The following is a 21,282-nucleotide window of genomic DNA, read 5'->3' on the forward strand; positions in this document are numbered from 1 at the left end:
CCCTCAATCGAAGAACGCCGCGTCGGCGACTTCAAGTGTGGGCACAAGCAGAGTTCTGTCGATGTAACGATTCCCGAATTCACACGAAGTCTCGGAGACGAAGGAACATGCGTGACAAGCGGCCGCGTGGAGCGATCTATCTTTCTCCGGTTCGTGCTCGGAGCACAGCGGGTCCGAAGAGCAGATTTGCGCGCGGCTTAAAGCCTGGCTCAGAAGCCGTCCGAGATTTTCAGGTTTCCCGAGATCGACGAGTCCCCCAAGCGTGCCATCCGAGTCCGCCGCCGCGGTGTAAATGAGTATGCCGGCTTGCGGCGTCTCACCATCGACATCTGCGTATATGCGTTCGCGAATGCTTGCGGAATTATAGCCACACTCCAGCGCGAGCTCGCGAATGAGCAAATGCGATAGCGTGTGCAGCATCGCATAGCGTATTCCTGGATAGCCCTCGTCGGGGTCGAGCTTGCGTGAATTTCTCCATCCGCGATGCCCGGCCAGAAGCTTTTGGTGCCGCTCTTGCACGCTCGGCAGAGCTTCCCACTCCTCGAGTGCCTCGTCGTCGAAACGGATGAAAATCCCTTCGCCATGAACTTGAGTTGCCGGCACCCAATCGGGCGGCTCCTTGCATAGATCGGCACGCGCTGGTCGCTCGTCGGGATTGCCCGATTCCTCTGGCGCTTCGACGCGGGTGAACCCGAGCAGTGCGTTCACTTCTCGCAGTCTCTCTAGGAGCAAAACGCTCGCCATCTGCTTTTCGAAGCCCTTCGGGACAGTGGCCGGTTTGCTTAGGAAATGGGGCCAGTCGGTCGGCGGATTGGGATCGGTCAGCACCTCCCACTCGGGACCTTTTATGTCGGCTTCGGTAACGCCCGCACCCGTTCCGCCGCTCTTGAATTGCTGGACGATCTCCCAGATCGCCTTCGGCGTGTGTTTGTCAATCCCGGGCAAGGCGCCGGTCTTCTTTAGAGTCTTTACCGTGATCGCGACCTCTGCTTCGGATTCCAGGTCTGCGAAATAATCCCAGCCATCTTGCACGAGCTGAGATATCGGATCGCGGGCGAGAGGGATCGCGAGCGCCGATAGCGTGATCGGAAACCAACTGTTCGTAGCGCCAAGCAAAACCCCGCGAGCCTGTTCCATACAGTCGGCGTCGTACTGATCCATGTGGGGGTGGCGACCACGACACTTGGGAAGATTCTCTTTCCCCGCCTTGCCGAAGGCGTGAGCCATGTTGCGCGATGCGCTGCACTCGTCACACTTGACCCATAGGTTTTCGGTCTGGAGCGAAGCGCCGCTCTCGAAAAAGCGCAGCGTCCCTTTGCAGGTCGAGGGTCCGCTATGGACGAAATAGTGCCAGGGAAAATCGTCGAGATGCCCAGCGCGACACGCGAGCAAGAAACGGGCCGGCACGGCGTCGGCATCCTTGGGAGGTTGATCGCCCTTGGAGCCTTTGCAATCTTTGTGAACGAAACGCGTTTGCTCCGGGCGATATCGGTTTTCTTTGCACTCGAAGAGCCCGAGGTCGTACTCGGACAAGAGCCCGCATTTCACGCAGCGAAGCCAGCGAGGAAACGGGCGAACGGGAACGCCGATATAGGCTTCGGCGGACCAGACATCGATGTCGTCGCTCTTTTGGAAGGGCGGAATGCGCAGGCTCTCGACTTGCGGACCCAATTCCTTCCTAACCGCCGCTAAAAGCCTAGCCTCTTCTATCGGTTGGCAGCGGCTCTTTTCCCATCTGTCGATGCCCAGCGTCACGACAGAAAGGCTGGGCATGTCGATCAGTGCGCCAGGCCCATAGGTCCAGAGGAGCTGCGATGGCCGAACTTGGCCTATGGGGGTTTTGTCGCCCGTCATGCGTCCCCCTCTTCAGGGTCGTCGCCGCCAATCGGTGGCGGAGTCCAGGCCGGACTACCCCCCCCATAGCGACTGGTATTCATGACGAGCCTAACGCCCGGTTCCACCTCACGCATCGACATCGGGACCGTGAAGTTGTCCCAAGCTTGAATGCCCGGCTTACGGAGCAGGGCGACCATCGTGTCCTTCTTCGGCCCCTTCTTCTCGTATGCGAGAGTTCTGCCGCCCTTGCCGGCCTCGTCGGCCCATTCGTCGATCCGTTCCTTGAGCTCGTCCGATGCCAAGGTTTTGATCGCCGCTTCCTGTGACACGCTCCATGCACGGTCGCCGATTATGTCAGCAGCACGAACGATCTCCGGTTTTCCTGGCTTGTCGAGGGCTCCGGCACCCACGTTCGGATTGAAGACGTCGTTTTCGAGCCTCACGAGACTCAGAAGCGCTCCGGTCAAGCCGCGGTCCATAGCGCGAGGGGAGAACGGCGTTACCGACTGTGCCTCGACGTGCTTGTAGAAAGTCGCGTGGTAGTGCTCGAACGTTTCATAGTGCGATAGGTCACGCGGACGCGCCCATGTAAGCACCGTGCAGACGAGGCCGGGTGAAGAACGACCGACGCGGCTCGTGGCCTGAATATATTCGGCTGTGCCCTTGGGCTGGCCGTTGACGACCATGAGACCCAGCCGGTTTACGTCGACACCGACCGAAAGCATGTTGGTGGCAAGAACGACATCGATCGCACGCGCCTCGCCTTCCTCCCATTCGGTGACGTATTTGCCTTTTGCAGGGTCGAACTTGGCTTTGAATTTGACCTCAAGCTGATCGAGGTATTTCGGGATATCTCGGCTCGAAACGCGTGAGGTCAGCTCTCGGATATTGCTTACGCTGCGTTGTGCGAGCCCGGGCCGATCGACGAGGCTCATCTGCACACGATAGGATCGTGTCTGAACGTCGTCTTCGGCGAGGCGCTTCATACCGCCTAGCTCGCGGAGTGAATTGAAATAGCCGACGGCCGTCAGATAAGGATCGGCAGCCTGGCCGAACCGATCGAACAAGGCTTGGGAAGCGGTCAAAAACGCCGTGTAGACGCGGATGAGCATGGCTGGTCGCGAACTTCCAGGCGAACAGACGCCCAGATATCGTCGCCCTGGAATTTGCTCGATCGGCCTTTGCATCGAAAAGAAATTGTCGGCGACATCCAAACCATGTGGCGGGAACACCGCGACACGGCGCATGAAAACATTGTTTACCTGCTCAGGTGCTTTGCGCACGGTCGCCGTCGAAGCAACGATTTTGGGCTTGATGGTGAGGTCATCGAACTTCCAACCCGAGAGTTCGTCGATCGCAGTCTCGTAAAGACCGACCATCGTTCCGAGAGGCCCGCTTATCAGATGGAATTCGTCCTGAATAATCAGATCGGGTGGCCTGAGCGGCATGATCGGCCGCGGCTCCGATCGCGGCGTACCTTTGCTTGCCGGGTGTCTGCCGGTGCAATCAGACTCGGGCCACAACAAACCGTGACGCGGACATTCAATCGTAGCGCGCCCGAAAAGTGTCCGGACCTCGCCGCGCCATGCCATCAAAGCGAATTTGTCGACCGTCGCGATCATCATTGATGGCGGCCAGTGGTAAATTTCTTCGTCGACTACGACGACGGGAATGCCGGGGTGAGCCTTCTTGCTCGACTTGCCGCGGGAGAATTCGCAGCGGCCCTTCTTGTCACCGCAATAGATTGAGGTGCGTTTGAGGAACGTGTCGACTTCGATGTCTCGCTTATCCGACACCTCACAGCCACACCAAGGGCAACTCGTGAGCTGGGCCGGTGAAGTGCCGCCGGCATCGAACTTGTCGGGATCACGGATGTCCTTGATCGCACGATGACTGTCGCTGGTCGTACCGGGTGTGACCTTGTTTCCGACCCACAGTCCGATCGTGAACGGTGTCTGCCCGAGGGACTCGTCTCCGCTTTCGATCGCTTCCTGGCGCAGAAGCTCCATGGCGCAAATCAGCGTCGATGCACGCTGGAATTGTTGAAGCGTCAATAGCCGCAAAGTGTAGCGCATGATGACGCCAAGCCCGCGACTTCCATCGAAACCGCCGAGTTTTCCTTGAAGACGCCTGATCGCCATCGCGAAGGCGGCGACTCCCAAATAGGCTTCGGTCTTACCGCCGCCCGTAGGGAACCAAAGCAAGTCTGCACAAGCTTCGACAGGCTTGGAGCGGTCCTTGTGGGTCGGGTCGGCGAGCGAGGGCAAGGAAAGCAAGATGAAGGCAAGCTGGAACGGCCTCCAAGAACGGTTTTTGCGCACCTCGAATTCGGCGAGGTCTTTGCCTTCACCTCGACGCCGCGAAAGCGCGTAAAGGCTGTGAATGCGCTGCTTTGCCATGGCCGTGTTGGCAAAACGGAACGCTTTGAGCGCCCTATCGTCGGAAGTATCCGCAAGGACCGCAATCCCTTCTTCCAAACGCTTCTTGATTTCGTCGCAGCGCTTCAGCGCGGTCTTGGCTTGTTCGTCATGCCCGACGACGTCTGCCCCGATGCGTGCGGCTTGTTCCTTTATCCATTCGCCATAATCGTCGGCGAGAATAGAGAGCGCGGCGACGAGATCGTCACGCTCCATGGCCGCTAGCGCTTCCATGTCGAGATAGCCGTCTTCGACCATTTTGCGCATCGCCGGACGGTCTTCGGGACGGAGGCCAGGTGTTTCGGTAACCGGGACTTCGTATTGCGGCATCACGACAGTGCGCACGCTCGTCGCGCGCTCGGGATCATCCGTCTCGGTCTGCGCATGTACGGCGACACCGTGACCGACTGCGAACTCGACCTGCTTGCGATAGATCATTTCCAGCGCGTCACGTTCGGCATCGTCGCCGATACCCGTCAGCGCCAGCCGTCGGCGGAAAATTGCGGGGTCTTTAGTGTCAGAGACGGCGCGCACATGGATTTCTGGCTGGAATAGCCATCCGCTGTCCTTGTTCTCGTCTGGCTCTTCCTGGGCGTTCACGAGGAAGACCGTGACGAGACGATCTCCGTTGGCGTTCTTGCCGCGGATGGTTCCTTGAATGCGAACTTCCGGATGTGCTTTGTCCGGTGCTTGATGAGAGATGGCCCCTTCGGTCAGGTTCAACGTGATAACGCCACCGCAGGGCTCACGCTGCCATACCTTCGCCTTGACCTCTTCCTGTCTGGATTCGACGACGTTGCCGTCCGCGTCCTTGATCTTTCTGTTGACGGTCTTCGTATGCTCATGGTCATAGATGCGGGTGTATTGACCCCAGCGAGCATCGACCTCGATCTGGTCGACATCGCCGTCCACGCAAAAGGTAAATCCGAGGCTCGACGGGATGAGCGACTGATTGCTGGCGGCATCGATCTCTTCGGCTGCTTCAGCTTCGGCATCGACTTTGCCCGTGGTGCCGTCGAACTCCGCACCGGGATCATGCCTTCCCGTATGAACTTCGAGATCGTCCGGCTCTTCCTCGTCCTCTACTCCGAGCGGCCCCTCCAATCCTTCGATGCCGCCGGCTTCACCTCTTTGTTGAGGCGCGAGCTTGCCAACGAGATACCGATCACGAACGCTCATTTCGACGATCTGCTCGTCCGGTCCGTTCGCCGGTCCGAGCAAGTCGTCCATGACTGCAAGCTGGAGCAATTCGCGGATGTAAGCCTGCGTGTCGATTAGCGGAATTTCGTCTAGGGGCTTCCCTGTCAGCTTCAGAACAGCATCGACGAAGTCACTCCACTGCAATCGACCGACCGATCCAGAGCTTGGCGAAGAGAGGCCGGCGGCCGCCAGAGTGGCCTCCGCGAGGCAGTCTATGGCCTGATCGAAATAGATAGTCGTTCGATCTAAGTCCGAACGTAAGCGCAAGACACGGCCGATGCGGAGGGCGTTCCCCGCAGAGTCGGCAACGAGCACCCAATCGCCCTCAGAAACGCCGCCGACGAGTTTCTTTCCTATCGCTAGCGTCAATGCGAATTGCGGGAACGGGAACGCACTGGCAAGCCCCTCATCGCCCACCGCGATCCAGGCGTTTTGCGCATGTGTTCCGATATTCGTTTCGGTCATGCGGCGCCTCCCGTGATCGCGAATTCGTTCTTGAGCATGGTCGCCACGAGCTCGGGCGTGTTGAAGCCGTTCGTCGTCAAGATGTCGGCAATGTCTTTGCCGCATATGAATATGATGGGGTGGCGATCTTCGCGGACTTCCTCGTACGCCTGCCGGCCAATGACCGACGTCGTCACCAACACGCCGAACTGACGATGTCTGATCCTTGAGATGAGACGTGAAACCTCTTTTACGCCAACGGAGTTGGCCGTCTGTCCGTTCAATTGCGGTCGGTAACATTTCGCTTCGAGTGAGAACTCGGCATAAACCGGATCGTCGCTCAGCCCGAGCAGATATTTCCCGATAGCATCACGCCCCCCATCGACAGAAGCCCGTGTAATCTCGTCGATGATAACTCGCTGATCGTGCATTTGGAAAATGTGCGCCGCGAAAGCCTCGAACGCCCGAGGCGCATCTTTGAAGTGCTGCCATACGGTATCGAGTATGGCCATTTTTCCGGCGCTATCCGGGATCTGCGCAGCCGCATCTCGGATCACCGTCGTGCTCTCGGCGGTTAAAGCGTCATACCGGCCAAACTTTACCCAATCTCGCCAAGCATCCGGCGCATTATCGGTCAGCCGATCATCTGACGCCAAATCTTCAAGCCAAGCCCGAGAAATACTGGGCGTATCGAGGACGGTGAACGTCGCCTGATAATTCTGGAACCGTTGCCCCTTGGTCGTCTTCCAAACCGCTACCAAATCGGCTGTCGCCGGTAGTCCGGTAAATCCTGGAACCGCCAATCCTTTGAATTGAACCGATCGCGCACTCGCTGCTGTCGGATATTTCCGGAAGATGAGGAATGGTGGGATTGCGTCTCTTCGAGCCGGATTTGAGTGCAGATGGTCGAAGCAGCGGCGGAGTATTTTGTTCCCCCCGCGAACCGTATCGTGGAGTTCGTGTCCGGGGGTTTTGTTGTCTCCGTAATACACGAATTGACCCGTGCTCGTGTCGAGTCGATCAGGCCAATCCTGATCGTCTCCACTCGTGTAGAGAACGACGAATTTCTTAGCCTCGCCAGGGCCCGAGGCCCTGAAACCGCCTTGATTGCCCGAGCCAGGGAGCAGTTTGGAAAGTGCCTCGCCGGACAACATTCCGCCTGGCGCACCCTCGTATACAGCGTCGACCAAGAGGTCTGTAGTTGGCAGGTCACTGAACGAGACGACTTTGACCATCGACTAGTCCGCCCATTCCCGCCGAGCGAATAGATCGCCGGCGTCATCAGGACCGGAAGATTGTTTCGATTTTCGGGACTTCGGCGCCGTTTTTTCGCTTACCTCAGCCTCGTGCCGTTCCTTGTTGAGTAGCGCAAGCTTCGCCAAAATCTGACCCCGCGCGGCATCGCTCATCGTGAAGCGAGTGCTTTTGTCTGGCGGCAGATAACCGACTTCGTGAAAGCCAATGTCGAGGTCTATCTTACTAAATTTATAAGCGCAAAGAACAGCTTCATTGATCTCAATCTGCAATTCCCGACAAGAAATAATGGCGTCGTTTTCGCAATCAGGGTCATGAAAATCATTATAGAATTTCGTCATCCCCTTGCTATTCATTACCATATACTCACTGCGCGCCACAAAAAACTGGCAGCCAAGCTCGGCTAATTCTCCCATACCACCCTCTAACACGCCTTCTGGAAACGGGAATGTTTCAAAAACATCGCCATGGGTGTACCGAAGACGTTCATGCAAACGTGATCCATGCTCGAAGGCCCAAACCGCGTGAATATCAGACGATAATGTCGCAAAAATAGAGTAGTTTGCCCTTGGGATTACGCACAGACTGTGACCGAATACATATTCGTTTTTAACGAATGTGAAGCACGGGTATTTTGAAGCACCAGTCGCAAACACTAAGACGGTTTCGGGCGACTTAGTTTCGGGTGACCAACCATCGGGATGATCTGAAAAGTATTCATGATACCCCAATTCATGATATAATTCCGCTCTATACCAAAGGTGTCGCCAAAATGTATCTGCACTTCCGCCCATACTCTTCATCTGCTCGCGCTCTGGTTTGACGGCACCTTCGAGCATCTCAAATAGAGCTAGTGAAAATTCCTTTGCCTTGACTTCATCCCAATCCCAAAAATTGATTACCCATCGATTCGTGTTGTGCCGAGAATCCTGATTTACATCCTGACCACTTAAATATGGGAAAACAATACGCGACGATTTTCCGTCTGAAGCAATAATCTCCGCTGCTTCCTTTGCGTCAATGATAAATCCTTTTCCTAATAGAACTGAACCTTGGTGAACTCGTCCGCGATTGACCGCTAGTTTGACCGGCTCCCAATTGTCCCGATCAGTTAGATAAGCCGAGATCGAAGTGACGGCTTTGCCATCCAGGAGCCGTAGCCCCGTCCATAAACCGTTAAAGATAAAGACTTGGCTTGTGACTACATTGGCCTTCCCCGGCCAAACTTGGCCCGAAACAGCCCTATAGATCGTAGAGCCATTAGATCTGATTCCCTCAAGGCCAACTTCACGCGTACCACCCTCCGCAATCGAATTGGAGGCAATCAGGCCAGTCGTTCTGTCGAGGCCCAAGACTTCTACAATTCGCAGGAAGAAGTAGGCGATCAGATCCGCCGAACCCTTCACACCCCCGCCGACAACATTTATTAGGTAATTCAGGTATTTTCGGCCCATGGCGCCAGCAATCCGCTTGCCTCCCAAGAATGGGGGATTTCCCACAATGGCATCGAAGCCCCTAACCTGGCGGGCGAAAACTTCCGGAAATTCGAGCGGCCAATGAAACGGTTGCCTAGGGCTTCTACCAACAGACAGCTCCACACTCAGCGCAGACACGGCGCGTTTACGTAGTGATGCCGCAGCTTCCGCGCTGCCGTTAATCGCTTCGCCCGCTTCAATAGACAGGCCAGTCAACTTGGCTTTCTTGCCTCCAGCGGCGAGAACATCACCAATTAGGGCATCGGCGATCAATTCGGGCAGGACGAGTTTTCCCCTCGCCTCTGCGTCCAGAGTCGACATCGTTTCAATGTCACGGATATCGCGAATTGGCTTGCTTCTTAGCTCCGAGCGGAGAGATATCGCGTCGGTCACAGCCTGATCTATCTTGGCGGCGAACAACTTTTTCGTACTGCCCTTGCCGGGCTGTATGTCGAGGTAGAGCAGCTGGTCGAGATCGGTGATACCTAGAAGGCTGTCTCCAGAACGTAGGTTGTGATCGAGAAAGCCGAATGGCCGCCCCTTCGCAAGCGTGACGAGCCAAATCGAGAGCTTCGCCAACTCGACAGCAAGCGGATTCATATCCACGCCGTATAAGCAGCGTTCAGCAATCAAACGTCGGGCAGTGAGCAGTCGCTCTTCCGGGTCGTCTCGAAGTGGCTCGTGACCGTTGCGTTTCTCGACCACGATTCCTTCCGCTGTAAGTGCGTTTCCGGAAGCCTCGCTTTCGCTCCAAGCTTCAACGAGACGCTCGGAGAGCCAGCGACATACTTGAACCAGAAACGCTCCGGACCCCATTGCTGGATCGCAAACTTTGAGATCAAGGATTTCTGCGGGAGATTTGAGCTTCCATTCCTCTCTTGGTTTGCCCTCTGCCGGACCGACATAAGCGATCGGCTCCAAAGTCTCTTTGACGATAGCTTCGGTAAGCGACTTGGGTGTGTAGTGCGTTCCGGTCTCCCGACGATCCGCGCCCGTTGTGACCATGAAGGTTCTGACCGGATAAACGAGCGGATAACCCCAACTATCAGAACGCAGTAAGTGAAAATAAGGTCTGATGCTATCGCGCAGCACTTGATCGCCATGGCAAGCTGTCAACAGCTTGTCAGCCTCGGCCTCTTCGACCTTCTTCGCAAGATCGTTCGATACCCGGCTTGCGGCACTGCCGGTTCGCTCCTTGAGCAAATTCGCAACCGCAGCGTCACTTTTCGCTGCGGCATCTTCCAGCTCGTCGAGCGTGACCCATGGCTTCTTGGCGTTCTTTGTCGCATCGAGGTCGAGCGTCACATCCTTGGCGCGCACCACGGTACGTTCGAGCAGGCCTTCGTAAACGTAGCCAATCTGCTCGACATCGAGCGCACGGTAGGAAAGCGTTCTTCCTTGGAGGAGCTGAACGGCGTCAAGCAGCAAAAGGACCGTCCGATTGTCGATCGGGAGCGGCCTCGCCGGATCGGTTTTCCAGCACGAGCCCTTCGAGCGACCTTCCAGGAACGGAAAGCGGTCCGGGTCGAACAGCGATCCCCCAAGAGCAGGCAATCGCATCGCCTCGTGTTCAATGCCTCCGTAAACAGCTCGGAAGATCGCCAATAGCCGTGACCATGCATCCTGCCGGCGTTCGAGGATTTCTTCGGCCTCGCCGCGTAGCTGCATACGCAAAGTCGAAACCGCGTAGTTGGCCTCGTAACGTTCGTCTCCCAACAAGAGGAGGCCGCGCTCTTCCGCCGAAAGCAAAAAGACGGTTCGCATCATCACCGTCAGAGCAGACTCATATAGCTCTGTCGGGGTGACGCCATCCAGGAGCGTTCGATTCAAGTCCAGGTCGGCCCGATCGAGCCTTTGAATCAGCACCTCGACAGCTCTGCGCACTTGTTCGCCGAGCGCATCGGTAACTTCGTCTTGAAGTTTGAGGGACTCGTCCAAGAGCGCAGGCAGTTGTTCGCTACGATCGACGAAGAAGCGCCTGACTCCGAGGAGATTGACGAACGCTTGCAAGGTCTTCGGTTCTTGCCCCCAAAGATTGGCGTACCAACTGGCAAAGCTCGTTACCGCACCGACAGGAGCGTCGACCAACATCCAGCGCTCGCCATTTGTGACAAGCCCCAGCCGAACTCCGTTCGCTCGGCACAGCTCGACCATGCGTTCGGAGGGGCTGGCCGGCCAACCGTCGATCTTCAATGGCTCGTCCAGTGCAGTGAACGGTTCATAGACGGATACGAGCATCAAGGGCTCGTCGGCCTTTTGGTCGTTCACGACCGCATAGTCCGGACGCAAAGTGACACCGCGTTCGGGAATGTCGCAACGGACGGATTCCGGCAAATCAGCCTGGGCCTTGAATACGTCCCCAGTCCCGTCTTCATCTAATTCGAGCCCTTGGCGAAGAACGAGATCGACCCACGCTGCGTGAAGGGCTGGTAGGTCAGGATCGTCGAGTTCATGAGCTTCGCGCCACTCGTCATAGGCCTGGCGAAGCGTTCTACGTTTGGAGGATTCGATCTCCTCCAAGCCCTGCGGGAACGCCTCCTTGAGGACAGGCTCTGCCAAAAAGGGACCCGAAATATCGATCAGGGACAGCCATTCGGCGTGTTGACTCGTAGTGGTCATACGCCGCCCTCCCGCGCCTGCGATTTCGGCAAGAGAAAGATGACCGCAACCGGGAATGTCCTTGCTGCGAAGCCCTCGTAGCGCTGCTCGATGGCAGCGATTTCTTCGGTCTCTTCGGCTGGTATTCGGGCCAGACGCGCCCGGAGTGAATCCGTATCGCGACGCACCTGCAACCTCTCGTCTTCACTGAACAAGGCTAACTGTTGAGGCTCCGTATCCTTCTTCAATTCGGCCTCTATCGCTTTGGCGAGCTCGCTCAGAACAGTGCGGATGTTCTTGATCTCTTGTTGTTTGCGGTTTTCCAACGTGGATTCGAGATTGCGGAGGCGATCGCGCGATCGAGCCTCTACAGTCTGCAAGAGCGCTTCCTCTTGCTTCGAGAAGCGGCCGGCCAGGCCATCGAACAATGATTGCGAGATTTCGCAATCGGAAGCCGCAGCGAGCCATTCATTGACCTGCGTGACACGCTGTTCGCGTGCGAAACTGCCTTCCTTGAGATAGCCGCCAGCCACCGTCAGTTCCTCGTGAAGCCTGTGGTGGTTGCCGCCCGTTATGACCAAACGCGAAACGAGAACGACCGCGGGTTCGTCCAAATCGGTATCCGGAACCGTTCGGACGTCGACGCGGTTTAGCTTCTTCACGTCGTCCTGCGCCCAGACCTCCGCCCGCATCAGTCGAAGGCACATTTGAACGAGGCGATGGTTGAGATGGATCAGAACGACGTCGTCACGATTCTTGGCGACGGCATGATCGAAAGTGATGGGTCGCAATTTGCCCGTATAGGGATGCCTTAGACCTTCCATGCAGCGCGCCCATGAACCGGTCAGGGCCGGCATTTCGAAAACCGCTCCTGAAGGGGCGCCTTCGAGTTCTACTGGAATGAGTGGAGGCTTCTCAGCCAATGCAAGACCGGCTTTCACCGCGGCGCAGATACGGTCTGGGGTAAGGTGAAAGTCCTTTTGCGTTTCCTGGAGGCGTTCGTGCAATCGCGCGATGCGTTCCTTGAGTTGCCTCTCTGCACGAACGAAGCGCTTCGCTTTTGCCGCCCGCGCTTCTGCCTCGCGCGTGTCCAGCTCTCGTCTTGTGCCTTCGATCAGACCGGCCAATTGCGGCGCGATAACGGGATTCACACTTCCCATATCTTCACGCATGGCTTCGAGCTTCCGGAGCGCACGAATGATGTCGTCCTTATGGCCGCCCAGACTGTCTTCGTCGGCCGCACCTCCGTCGACAGGGTGCCAGATCAAGACTTCGTCGTGGCGCTGCCCATGACGATCTATCCGGCCGTTCCGCTGTTCCATCACGTTCGGATTGTAAGGAATTTCGATGTGGATCATGCAGTTACAATAATTCTGCAAGTCGATCCCCTCGGAAGCGGCATCGGTCGCCAGGAGAATGCGAACCGGGGCATCCTTGGGGTTCGTTTGGAAAGCCGCTTTCACGACTTCGCGTTCGTCGTGATCCATTCCCCCATGAATCACCGCGAGCCTGTCGCCACCAAACTCGTTCGCTGCGAGGATTTGGTGGAGCCACTGATGGGTCGTGCGGTATTCGGTGAAAAGAATGACTCGCCGGTCAGTCCATTCCCCGCTCGTCTTGAGATTGGCTCCGATCCAATCGACAATCGCACGGGCTTTCGAGTCCGCTCGCTGTGCATTCCTGTGCGCCCAATCGCGCATTCGGTCGAGAAGGCGGAGCTCTTCACCGGTCAGCGGCGCTGCACGCTTGCTCGCCTCTTCTACGGCTTCTTCCTGTGCCGTTTCGGCCTGTCCGTCGTCCGCATAGTCTTCCTCTGCCTTTTGGATCGCTTTCCTCAAGATACGCTCCGCCATGGAGTCGTTCTTTCGAGCGGGTTTGTCCGAAGTCAGCGTCGCGAAGTGCTTCTCCAAAGTCGACGCGAAGGCGGCTGGCGAGGAAAACAGTCGTTTCTTGAGCAAACTGTTGACGAACTTCGTGCCTGCGAAGCCGGCGTCACGCGATGTCTGCTCTCGGCTCTTGCAATAGGCGTCGAGCGTCTGATGAATCGCTCGTTCGTCGTCGGTGAACGGCACGGAAAGGGCTTGAAGGTTTCGTTTCGGGTAGAGCGGCTTGCCTTCGCTATCGACCAAGTCAGTTTTCAGTCGCCTGATCATCACTTGCGAGAGCTGCTTATCGTCCGGCAGGATGTTCCGCGAAAATCGTTGATCGTCGAGCAATTCGAGGAGCGAGGTGAATGATTCCGTATAGCCGTTGTGCGGCGTGGCGGTGAGGAACAGGCGATGCTGGAAATGCGGCGCAATTCTTCGAATGAGACGAGTGCGCTGGCTTTCGAGCGCATAATGCGCCGACCCCGCCGGAGCGACATTATGAGCCTCGTCGACCACCAAAATGTCGAACTTGCGAGGATAGCTTGCATGAGGTGGCAGGACATCGCGCAACGTCCGCAGCGGCTCGCCAGATTTCAGCCAATCCACGGAGACGATGAGGCGGGGATACGAAGTCCAGGGGTTCGCATGAATGCCGCGGTTGCGCCTGAGCTCCTTGATGTAGTCGGTGTTGACGATCTGGAATTCGAGCCCGAACTTTTCGAGCATTTCGATGCGCCACTTTTCCTGAAGCGATGCGGGGCAAATTACCATCACGGTGCGCGCGCGGTGACGCAGCAACAATTCTTGGATGACCAATCCGGCTTCGATCGTCTTGCCGAGACCGACGTCGTCCGCGATCAAGAGATTGGCTCGCGCCATATCGATCGCACGAACCAACGGATCGAGCTGGAAATCTTCGATGCTTACGCCACTTCGAAACGGCGCTTGCAAGAAGCCACGGTCGGCGTTCGTCGCCGCTCCCCATCTGACGGCATCCAAAAATGCTTCGAGGCGTTCGGTTCCATCTCGGCCAGTGATCGAGGGCAAGCCGGCTTTCTCGATGATATGAGCTCCGGGTTCGATCTCCCATATGACTTCGAGTTCTTCACCGAGACTGTCTTCGTCTATCGACGCCAAGGTCAAACAATGTTGGCGTGATTGGAGATGGCCTTCGCCAACGGAAGCCTCCACATCGGCAACCACCCACTGGCGTCTTCGCACTTCGACGAGTTGGCCCGGTTCGGGCGGCGCTACTACTGGAGCTTCGACTTCTCTGGTTGCGGAAGCAGCGCTGGACATTACGCAGCCCGTTTCGCCGGCTTGGAATACTCCTCCACGTGCCGAACAACACTCTTGCCGACAGCTTCGGCGAGTTTCACCGGCACGGCATTGCCGATGAGGCGACCAATGATCTTTCGATAGACGGGCTCGCCCTTGGCCACGAATTTGTAACCTTTCGGGAAGCTTTGAAGTATCGCCCCCTCTCTCAGCGAGATTGCACGATCCTGTTCCGGGTGTCCGAAGCGCCCATTCCCGAAACCGAAGAATTGAGTGGTCATTGTGGGTGCCGGTTCGTCCCAGACCATCCGCCCGTAAACGCTAGGATATGTTTTCCCACTGCTTCGCTTGTGGCAGTCTGCAACGAGATCGCTGTCCCAGTCTCGCCATGTACCGCCAGGCCTCGAAGCTTTAATGCGCTCTAGGTTGAGGTCGGACAGTTCGGACGATTGATGGAGCGGGTCCTCCGAACAAACGCCTCCCGCCCGGATTTGTGGCAAGGCATGTATGGCTTCTCGAACGGTCTTGTGCCGTCCCTCATACAGGGGCGAGATGAGATTTATCGGTCCAAGTCTGGATGCCAGCAAAACAAGCCTTTGCCGCTGCTGCGGGACACCGTAGTCTGCGCAATTCACGACCTGATGGCTTACATGGAATCCACTGACTTCCAAGAACTTGATGAACTCGGAAAAAATCGATTGCTTGGCGAGATTGGGCACGTTCTCCATCGTGACCAAATCGGGCTTCATTTCAGCAGCCAGTTGCCCGAAATATCGGAGCAGGTGCCACCGTCCATCGTCAGGTCCGAGTTTGTGCTGATATGTCGAGAATGGTTGGCAGGGCGCACAACCGGCGAGTAGTGTGTAAGGGGCGTCGGAAACGATCTCGTTCAAGCCCGCCGATGTGAGGTCTGCTACCGATTGCAGCAGAAAAGCCGCCTTGTTGTTGGCATTGTAGGGATACTCGCAATGCGGATCGATGTCGACGCCTAGCCGAACATCAATACCTGCCTTTTCAAGGCCTCGCGTCAGCCCTCCCACACCACAAAACAGATCGACCGCAGCTATTCGACTGCCAGTAGCTTTCCTCTCTTGCACTCCACGCCCCTCAATCCTCCGCATGACCCATCCTGACGGTTTCAAAGATTCTCTTCATCAGCCTGGGACGCTTGACCAACAGCCGCGGACAATCGGTCATACTCTTCGACCGAGACAACGACGACGACTGCCCTTCCGTGCTTTTCGATAGTGACCGGCTCAACCAAAGCAGTGTCGATCAGCAATCCAAAACCGTTCTTGGCATCCCTTGCGGAAATGGTTTTCATAGCGACACCCGCATTGGCTATTTTGGCTATAGTGGACTAAATGGTCGTGCATTTCAAACAGAAGGTGCGATGATTTCCACGTTCTGTCGTGTTCCTGAGTCTGTATGTCACGACGGTACACCACACGTGGATGGCCGCTCGATCACCAGCTTGCGCAGCAGATACGGATATCTGCGAGCGCACCTCCGATAATTTGATCACGAGGTTCTTTTCACCTCTTCCCAGAAGAATCGGCAAGTATCTCAATTGTTCATTCGACTTCCGAACGAAAACGAGCATTGGTCCAAGCGCGTCGCTGAGGTGAGGCGCAGCCCCGAACCAGCCGGTTGATGGGGCCTGAGGCGGTGGGAGCAGCACGTTGCTCGCTCCCAAAAGGAGACCTCAGATGACCATAGAATCAACGTCCAATTTGCCACATCCAACCAAGACCAAAGGCCCAACCAAGGCCTTCTGCGTCGAGAAACTGCTGTCACGCGCCAAGGGCGCTTCGCTGGCTGAGATGACTGAGACGACCGGCTGGCAGCCGCACAGCGCGCGCGCCTTCATGACTGGCCTGCGCAAGAAGGGATACGAGGTGGTTCGCGAATGTCGCCCGAGCGGCGAAACCTGCTGGCGCATCGAGCGCTGAGCATGGCGCACATTGATGAACAACTCGCTGGGCTGGAGACGATGTCGCCAGCCCGGCTTCGGGCCGAATGGCGCCGCTTGCACCGGGGCCAGACTCTGGTCGATGGAATGACACCCAGCCAGATGAAGCGCGCAATTGCTTGGCGCCTGCAGGAAAAGCTTCATGGCGGCTTGCCCCCTGCGAGACTTCGTGAGCTTGACCGCCTTTCCGAGCAACTCACGACAGAGGGCGATATTGACATTGGCCAGTCGCAATCGCTCAAACCCGGCTCGCGACTGGTCCGCGATTGGCATGGCAAGGCCTATTGCGTGACGGTGCTCGAGGAAGGCTTCGAGTTCGAAGACCGACACTTTTCCTCGCTTACCCAGATTGCGCGCGAGATCACCGGTGCGGCCTGGTCAGGACCACGCTTTTTCGGGCTAAAGGGTCGGGCGGGTGCCACGGAATGACGCGAGACACCCCAAAACGCCGTCGCTGCGCGATCTATACCCGCAAGTCGACCGAGGAAGGGCTCGAACAGTCGTTCAACAGCTTGGATGCTCAGCGAGAGGCCTGTGCCGCCTTCATCCTCAGCCAGGCACATGAAGGCTGGGAAGCGATCGATGAGCTCTACGATGACGGTGGCTTCTCAGGTGGTTCAATGGATCGACCTGGTTTGCAGCAGCTGATGGAGGACGTCGAAGCGGGGAAGATCGATATCATTGTCGTCTACAAGGTCGATCGGCTCACCCGTAGCTTGGCTGACTTCGCCCGGATCGTCGACACCCTCGACAAGTGCGGTGCGTCCTTTGTCAGTGTCACGCAGGCATTCAACACAACCAACTCCATGGGTAGACTGACCCTAAACGTGCTCCTGTCCTTCGCCCAGTTCGAGCGCGAGGTCACGGGCGAGCGTATCCGCGACAAGATCGCAGCATCCAAGAAGCGTGGCATGTGGATGGGTGGGGTGGTGCCGCTCGGGTACGAGATCAAGGACCGCAAACTGCTCGTCGTGCCCGAGGAAGCCGAGAAGGTTCGATACATCTTCAACCGATATCTCGAACTGGGATCGGTCTATTTGCTGCAATCGGATCTTCTTGAGCAAGGTATCAGAACCAGGCAGCGCATCCTCAAGGATGGCCGGATCTACGGGGGCTGTAACTTCAGCAGGGGCGCGCTCTACCAGATGCTCGCAAACCGCATCTACCTCGGCGAGATTACCCATCAGGGCAAATCTTATCCAGGCGAGCACGATGGCATCATCGACCCGGAGACGTTTGAGAAGGTTGCGACGCGATTGTCGCTGAACCGGGTCAGGCGCAAATATGGAGAGCACGCCGTACAAGCTAGCTTGCTAGCTGGTATTATCTGGGATGGGGAAGGACGGCGGATGACCCCAGACCACGCAAGCAAGAAAGGGCAGCGCTATCGTTATTACGCCAGCCAGAAGGACAAAGAACGACCAGTACTTCGCATCCACCGCTTGCCTGCAAACGAGATCGAGAAGCTGGTGATCCATGAGCTGGCGACGAAGACCGAGGCCAGCTGGGAAGGGCCAACTCCATCACGCGAGCTCGTCCTTGAATACGTCGAGAGGGTGAAGGTTGACTCTGATCGGGTCGAAATCCTCTTCGCCGGAACAGATGAACCTGTCACCATCGGGGCGGAATTTATCCACTGCGGCGGTGAGGTAAGGATCAATGCGCCGGGACAGGGGTGGGCCGAGGCACGGCGAGATCCCTCACTCATCAAGCTGATTGTCCGCGCGGTCCAGGCGAGGGCAGTAATAGAAGATCCAGCCATTGGCTCGATTGATGCCGCAGCCGACCGCCTTGGTCTATCGAAGCAGTATTTCTGCAGGCTGCTGCGCCTTGCCTATCTGCCGCCCGACATTACCGTCGCCATTCTCGATGGGAAGCAGCCTTCACATATGAACCGCCAGTTCCTGGCGCGTGTCAACAACCTGCCTCTAGATTGGGCGAGCCAACGCGAGCTGCTGGGATTTGGATGAAAGCAGGGGCTCTTAGGCTGCCCGGCTTACTCTGATCCCGATGCTTCCAGCAAGCCGCCCCGCCGGCCCTTTATCGCACACACCTATTGAGTGAAATGCATAACAGGCAGGTTTCCGACGCAATCTTCAACGCTCTAAAGCAAGCGCGGATGCGGGTTCAAGATAGTCACCTCGGCTGGGTGGTTCAACAAATCGGGCAGTCACGTGCTTCGCAGTGTCCTAGCCTACCCTCCTCCGTTCGGGGTCGCGTCTAGCTCAATTCTTAAGCTCGGTATGATGGATGTCCGCTCTTGAGAGCCGCGAAGTCCGAGCCCTCCGTCTGACATCAGGGCGCAAAGCGTGCATTTGCAAAACGCGCATCAAACCCGCATCAATTCGCCAACATTAGTGCAATGCATCCTCCGACCTCGAAATTAGCCAGCAGAGAAACTGCACCGAATATCGCCCTCTGTTTGATGACCAATTCAGTCTCTTGCAAGGCGCAAAGGCTTTCCAACTCGTGCGTAAATATCGGAAATGTCGGAGGGAATGGCCAGTCTACTATCCCGCAGAAAATGATTTCCGGCGAAGATAGTGACTGAATGGTGGGCGATGACGGGCTCGAACCGCCGACATCCTCCGTGTAAAGGAGGCGCTCTACCAACTGAGCTAATCGCCCCCGTTTGCGGGTGCATGCGGGGGCGCTTCTAGTCGGGTTTCGCGGCGGGTCAATCGGGGCTAGGGCGCCGGGCATGACAGCACCGCGCATTCGCCTGCTCGCCACCGGGGGCACCATCGCCGGGAGTGCCGGTTCGGCGACCGAGCGTGCCTATCGTCCCGGCCAGATCGGGGTCGCGGACCTGCTGGAGGCGGCCGAGGGCCTGGGCCTCGACGCCAGCTTCGATGGGCGCGACATCGCCGCGATCGGATCGCAGGACATCGGCTGGATCCAGTGGGATGCGCTTCACCGCGAGGTTTCCGCCGCGCTTGCCGACGAAGCGGTCGACGGCGTCATCGTGACCCACGGCACCGATACCGCCGAGGAGACCGCGTTTCTGCTCGACCTCACGCTGCCCGCGGGCAAGCCGGTGATCCTCGTCGGGGCGATGCGGCCGGCCGACGCGGTCGGCAGCGACGGGATGCGCAACCTCGCCAACGCGGTGCGCGTGGCGGGCGACGCGCAGGCGGCGGGGCGGGGCGTGCTCGTCGTAATGAGCGATCAGGTCTTCGCCGCGATCGACGTGCGCAAGGCGGCGACCGGCGGGGCGGAGGCGTTTCGCGGCTTTCCGCGCGGACCGATCGCCAACGTGACGCCGACTTCGCTCGACTGGTTCGGCCCGCCCGACCGGACGGGGCGGGGCGCGCGGTTCGCGTGGCCGGATACGCTGCCGAAGGTCGCGATCCTGTATGCCTATGCCGGGATGGAGGCGGACACCGTCGGTTGCGCGCTGGGAAGCGGCGATCAAGGTATCGTCCTCGCGGGACTGGGGCAGGGCAACGCGAGCGGCGCGGTGATCGACGCCCTATCCGCGACCGAGGTGCCGGTCGTCCGCTCGAGCCGAGTCGACCAAGGCTCGGTCGACCGCAATCTCGAGGTGGACGACGACGCGCTCGGCTTCGTCGCGGCGCGCGGGCTGGGGCCGGCCAAGGCGCGTATCCTGCTGCAGGTGTGCCTCGCAAGCGGGATCGCCGATCGCGCCCGCCTGCAGGTCGAATTCGACAGGCGATAAGGGCAGAACGAGCACCGACCCCGGAACAGGTCCGGGGTGACGAAGTGATGGCAACTCGCCCTTCGACAGTCAGCCCGGATTTATTCCGGGCCCGGTGCTTCTACCCCCACGGCGTGACGAGGTACTTTTCGCCGGTCTTCATCTGGCGATAATCGGTGGCCGCGTCCTGCTCGAGCATCTGTTCCAGCGTGACGCGCGTCTTGTAGCTGCTCGCGAACGTCGTCGACAGATTGTCGAGCACGCGCTGGCGCATCCGCAGCATCGTGTCGGTTCCGGCCATTGCGAGGAACGGGGTCAGCAGCCAGCCCTTGAGCGTCCAGCCGAAGCCGTAGGCGGGCGTGAGGATTGTCGGCCCGGTGTCGAGCCGGCCGTAGATGTGCATCGTCTTCTGCTGGTTGGAACCATAACGGTTGTAGGTGCTCATCTTGCCCGCCGCGACGCGCTCCATCGCGCGGAAACAGGCATCGACGGTGGTGCCGCCGCCGATCGGGTCGAACCCGTAATAGGCGTCGGTCGCGTCGATCGCCTCGCACAGCTTGGCCATGAAATCGGGCGACGAGCTGTCGACCACCCACTTCGCGCCGAGGTCGCGCAGCAGCGCCTCCTGCTCGGGCTTGCGGACGATGTTGACGAGTTCCATCCCGTCTTCCTGGCAGATCTTGAGCAGCATCTGGCCGAGGTTTGAAGCGGCCGCCGCGTGGACGATCGCCTTCTGGCCGTCCATCTTCGCATTCTCGACGAAGCCCAGCGCGGTCATCGGGTTGACGAAGCTCGACGCGCCGGCTTCCGCGCTGTGGTCGCCGAGCGGCAGGCACATGCTGGCGTCGGCAATCGCGTATTGCGAATAGGCGTGGCCCGGCACGCAGGCGACCCGCTGGCCCATCAGCGCCTTCGCCATGTCGCTGGCGCCGGTCGCGACGACGGTGCCCGCGCCTTCGTTGCCGACCGGCAGGCGCTGGTCGTGCCGCGCCTTCATCGCCGACAGCATCGGTTCGGGCATCGGGGCGACGAGTTTGCCGGGGGTGTAGGTGCCGCTCGCAAGGTCCGCCCCGCCGAGCAGCAGCGCAAGGTCGCTGGGGTTGATCGGCGCGGCCTCCACCTTCACCAGGACCTGGTTGCCGGTCGGGTCGGGGAACTCGGTATCGGCGATCTCGACGGTCAGGTTGCCGTCGCTGCCGAGCGTGGTGAAGAGCTGCTTGCCGGTGTTGGCCATCGAATGAATCCTTTCCCAATCGTCCTCTGGCGCCTCGCTACGCCGGGC

The 21,282-nt window shown here is 58.2% G+C and carries 12 protein-coding genes and 1 tRNA gene; 4 read left to right on the forward strand and 9 right to left on the reverse strand.

The window, feature by feature from the left end; translation table 11 throughout:
- Positions 1-3: 3 nt before the first annotated feature.
- The 7 genes from drmB to ACWPMX_RS02825 are packed head-to-tail and all read right to left on the reverse strand — an operon-like array spanning position 4 to position 15,694.
- The gene (gene drmB / locus ACWPMX_RS02795; RefSeq protein ID WP_455698526.1) at positions 4-1,854 is read right to left on the reverse strand and encodes a DrmB family protein; all 1,851 of its coding nucleotides are present in this window, start codon (positions 1,852-1,854) and stop codon (positions 4-6) included.
- Positions 1,851-5,918, reverse strand: coding sequence for a DISARM system helicase DrmA (gene drmA / locus ACWPMX_RS02800; protein WP_455698527.1), 4,068 nt, complete (start codon positions 5,916-5,918; stop codon positions 1,851-1,853). Before drmA ends, drmB begins: the two co-directional genes overlap by 4 nt.
- Positions 5,915-7,132: a restriction endonuclease gene (locus ACWPMX_RS02805; protein ID WP_455698528.1), complete on the reverse strand. Its 1,218-nt coding sequence runs from the start codon at positions 7,130-7,132 to the stop codon at positions 5,915-5,917. Before ACWPMX_RS02805 ends, drmA begins: the two co-directional genes overlap by 4 nt.
- Before the next feature lie 3 nt (positions 7,133-7,135).
- Positions 7,136-11,245 carry an Eco57I restriction-modification methylase domain-containing protein gene (locus tag ACWPMX_RS02810; RefSeq protein ID WP_455698529.1) on the reverse strand — a complete coding sequence of 1,370 codons (4,110 nt, stop codon included), beginning with the start codon at positions 11,243-11,245 and terminating at the stop codon, positions 7,136-7,138.
- Positions 11,242-14,391 carry a DISARM system SNF2-like helicase DrmD gene (drmD, locus tag ACWPMX_RS02815; RefSeq protein ID WP_455698530.1) on the reverse strand — a complete coding sequence of 1,050 codons (3,150 nt, stop codon included), beginning with the start codon at positions 14,389-14,391 and terminating at the stop codon, positions 11,242-11,244. The genes ACWPMX_RS02810 and drmD overlap by 4 nt, the downstream gene beginning before the upstream one ends.
- On the reverse strand, positions 14,391-15,467 hold the full coding sequence (locus ACWPMX_RS02820) for a DNA cytosine methyltransferase (RefSeq protein ID WP_455698531.1): 1,077 nt from the start codon (positions 15,465-15,467) through the stop codon (positions 14,391-14,393). The genes drmD and ACWPMX_RS02820 overlap by 1 nt, the downstream gene beginning before the upstream one ends.
- Positions 15,468-15,508: 41 nt before the next feature.
- The gene (locus tag ACWPMX_RS02825; RefSeq protein ID WP_455698532.1) at positions 15,509-15,694 is read right to left on the reverse strand and encodes a type II toxin-antitoxin system prevent-host-death family antitoxin; all 186 of its coding nucleotides are present in this window, start codon (positions 15,692-15,694) and stop codon (positions 15,509-15,511) included.
- Between the two features lie 385 nt (positions 15,695-16,079).
- On the opposite strand from ACWPMX_RS02825, the gene ACWPMX_RS02830 reads away from it, so the two are divergent.
- From ACWPMX_RS02830 to ACWPMX_RS02840, 3 genes are read left to right on the forward strand one after another with little or no spacing between them, the layout of a single operon-like run.
- Positions 16,080-16,322 (forward strand): DUF3489 domain-containing protein, encoded by a 243-nt coding sequence (locus tag ACWPMX_RS02830; protein WP_455698533.1) that lies wholly within the window; start codon positions 16,080-16,082, stop codon positions 16,320-16,322.
- Positions 16,280-16,771 (forward strand): DUF2924 domain-containing protein, encoded by a 492-nt coding sequence (locus ACWPMX_RS02835; RefSeq protein WP_455698534.1) that lies wholly within the window; start codon positions 16,280-16,282, stop codon positions 16,769-16,771. The genes ACWPMX_RS02830 and ACWPMX_RS02835 overlap by 43 nt, the downstream gene beginning before the upstream one ends.
- Positions 16,768-18,312: a recombinase family protein gene (locus tag ACWPMX_RS02840; RefSeq protein WP_455698535.1), complete on the forward strand. Its 1,545-nt coding sequence runs from the start codon at positions 16,768-16,770 to the stop codon at positions 18,310-18,312. Before ACWPMX_RS02835 ends, ACWPMX_RS02840 begins: the two co-directional genes overlap by 4 nt.
- 582 nt (positions 18,313-18,894) lie before the next feature.
- Here the strand turns inward: ACWPMX_RS02840 and ACWPMX_RS02845 are convergent.
- A tRNA-Val gene (locus ACWPMX_RS02845) sits at positions 18,895-18,970 on the reverse strand.
- Between the two features lie 73 nt (positions 18,971-19,043).
- On the opposite strand from ACWPMX_RS02845, the gene ACWPMX_RS02850 reads away from it, so the two are divergent.
- Positions 19,044-20,021 (forward strand): asparaginase, encoded by a 978-nt coding sequence (locus tag ACWPMX_RS02850; RefSeq protein ID WP_455698536.1) that lies wholly within the window; start codon positions 19,044-19,046, stop codon positions 20,019-20,021.
- A 100-nt stretch (positions 20,022-20,121) separates the two neighbouring features.
- On the opposite strand, the gene ACWPMX_RS02855 is transcribed toward ACWPMX_RS02850, so the two are convergent.
- Positions 20,122-21,234, reverse strand: a complete 1,113-nt coding sequence (locus ACWPMX_RS02855; RefSeq protein ID WP_455698537.1) for a zinc-binding dehydrogenase — start codon at positions 21,232-21,234, stop codon at positions 20,122-20,124.
- Positions 21,235-21,282 lie beyond the last annotated feature (48 nt).

The organism is Tsuneonella sp. HG094, from assembly GCF_053819285.1.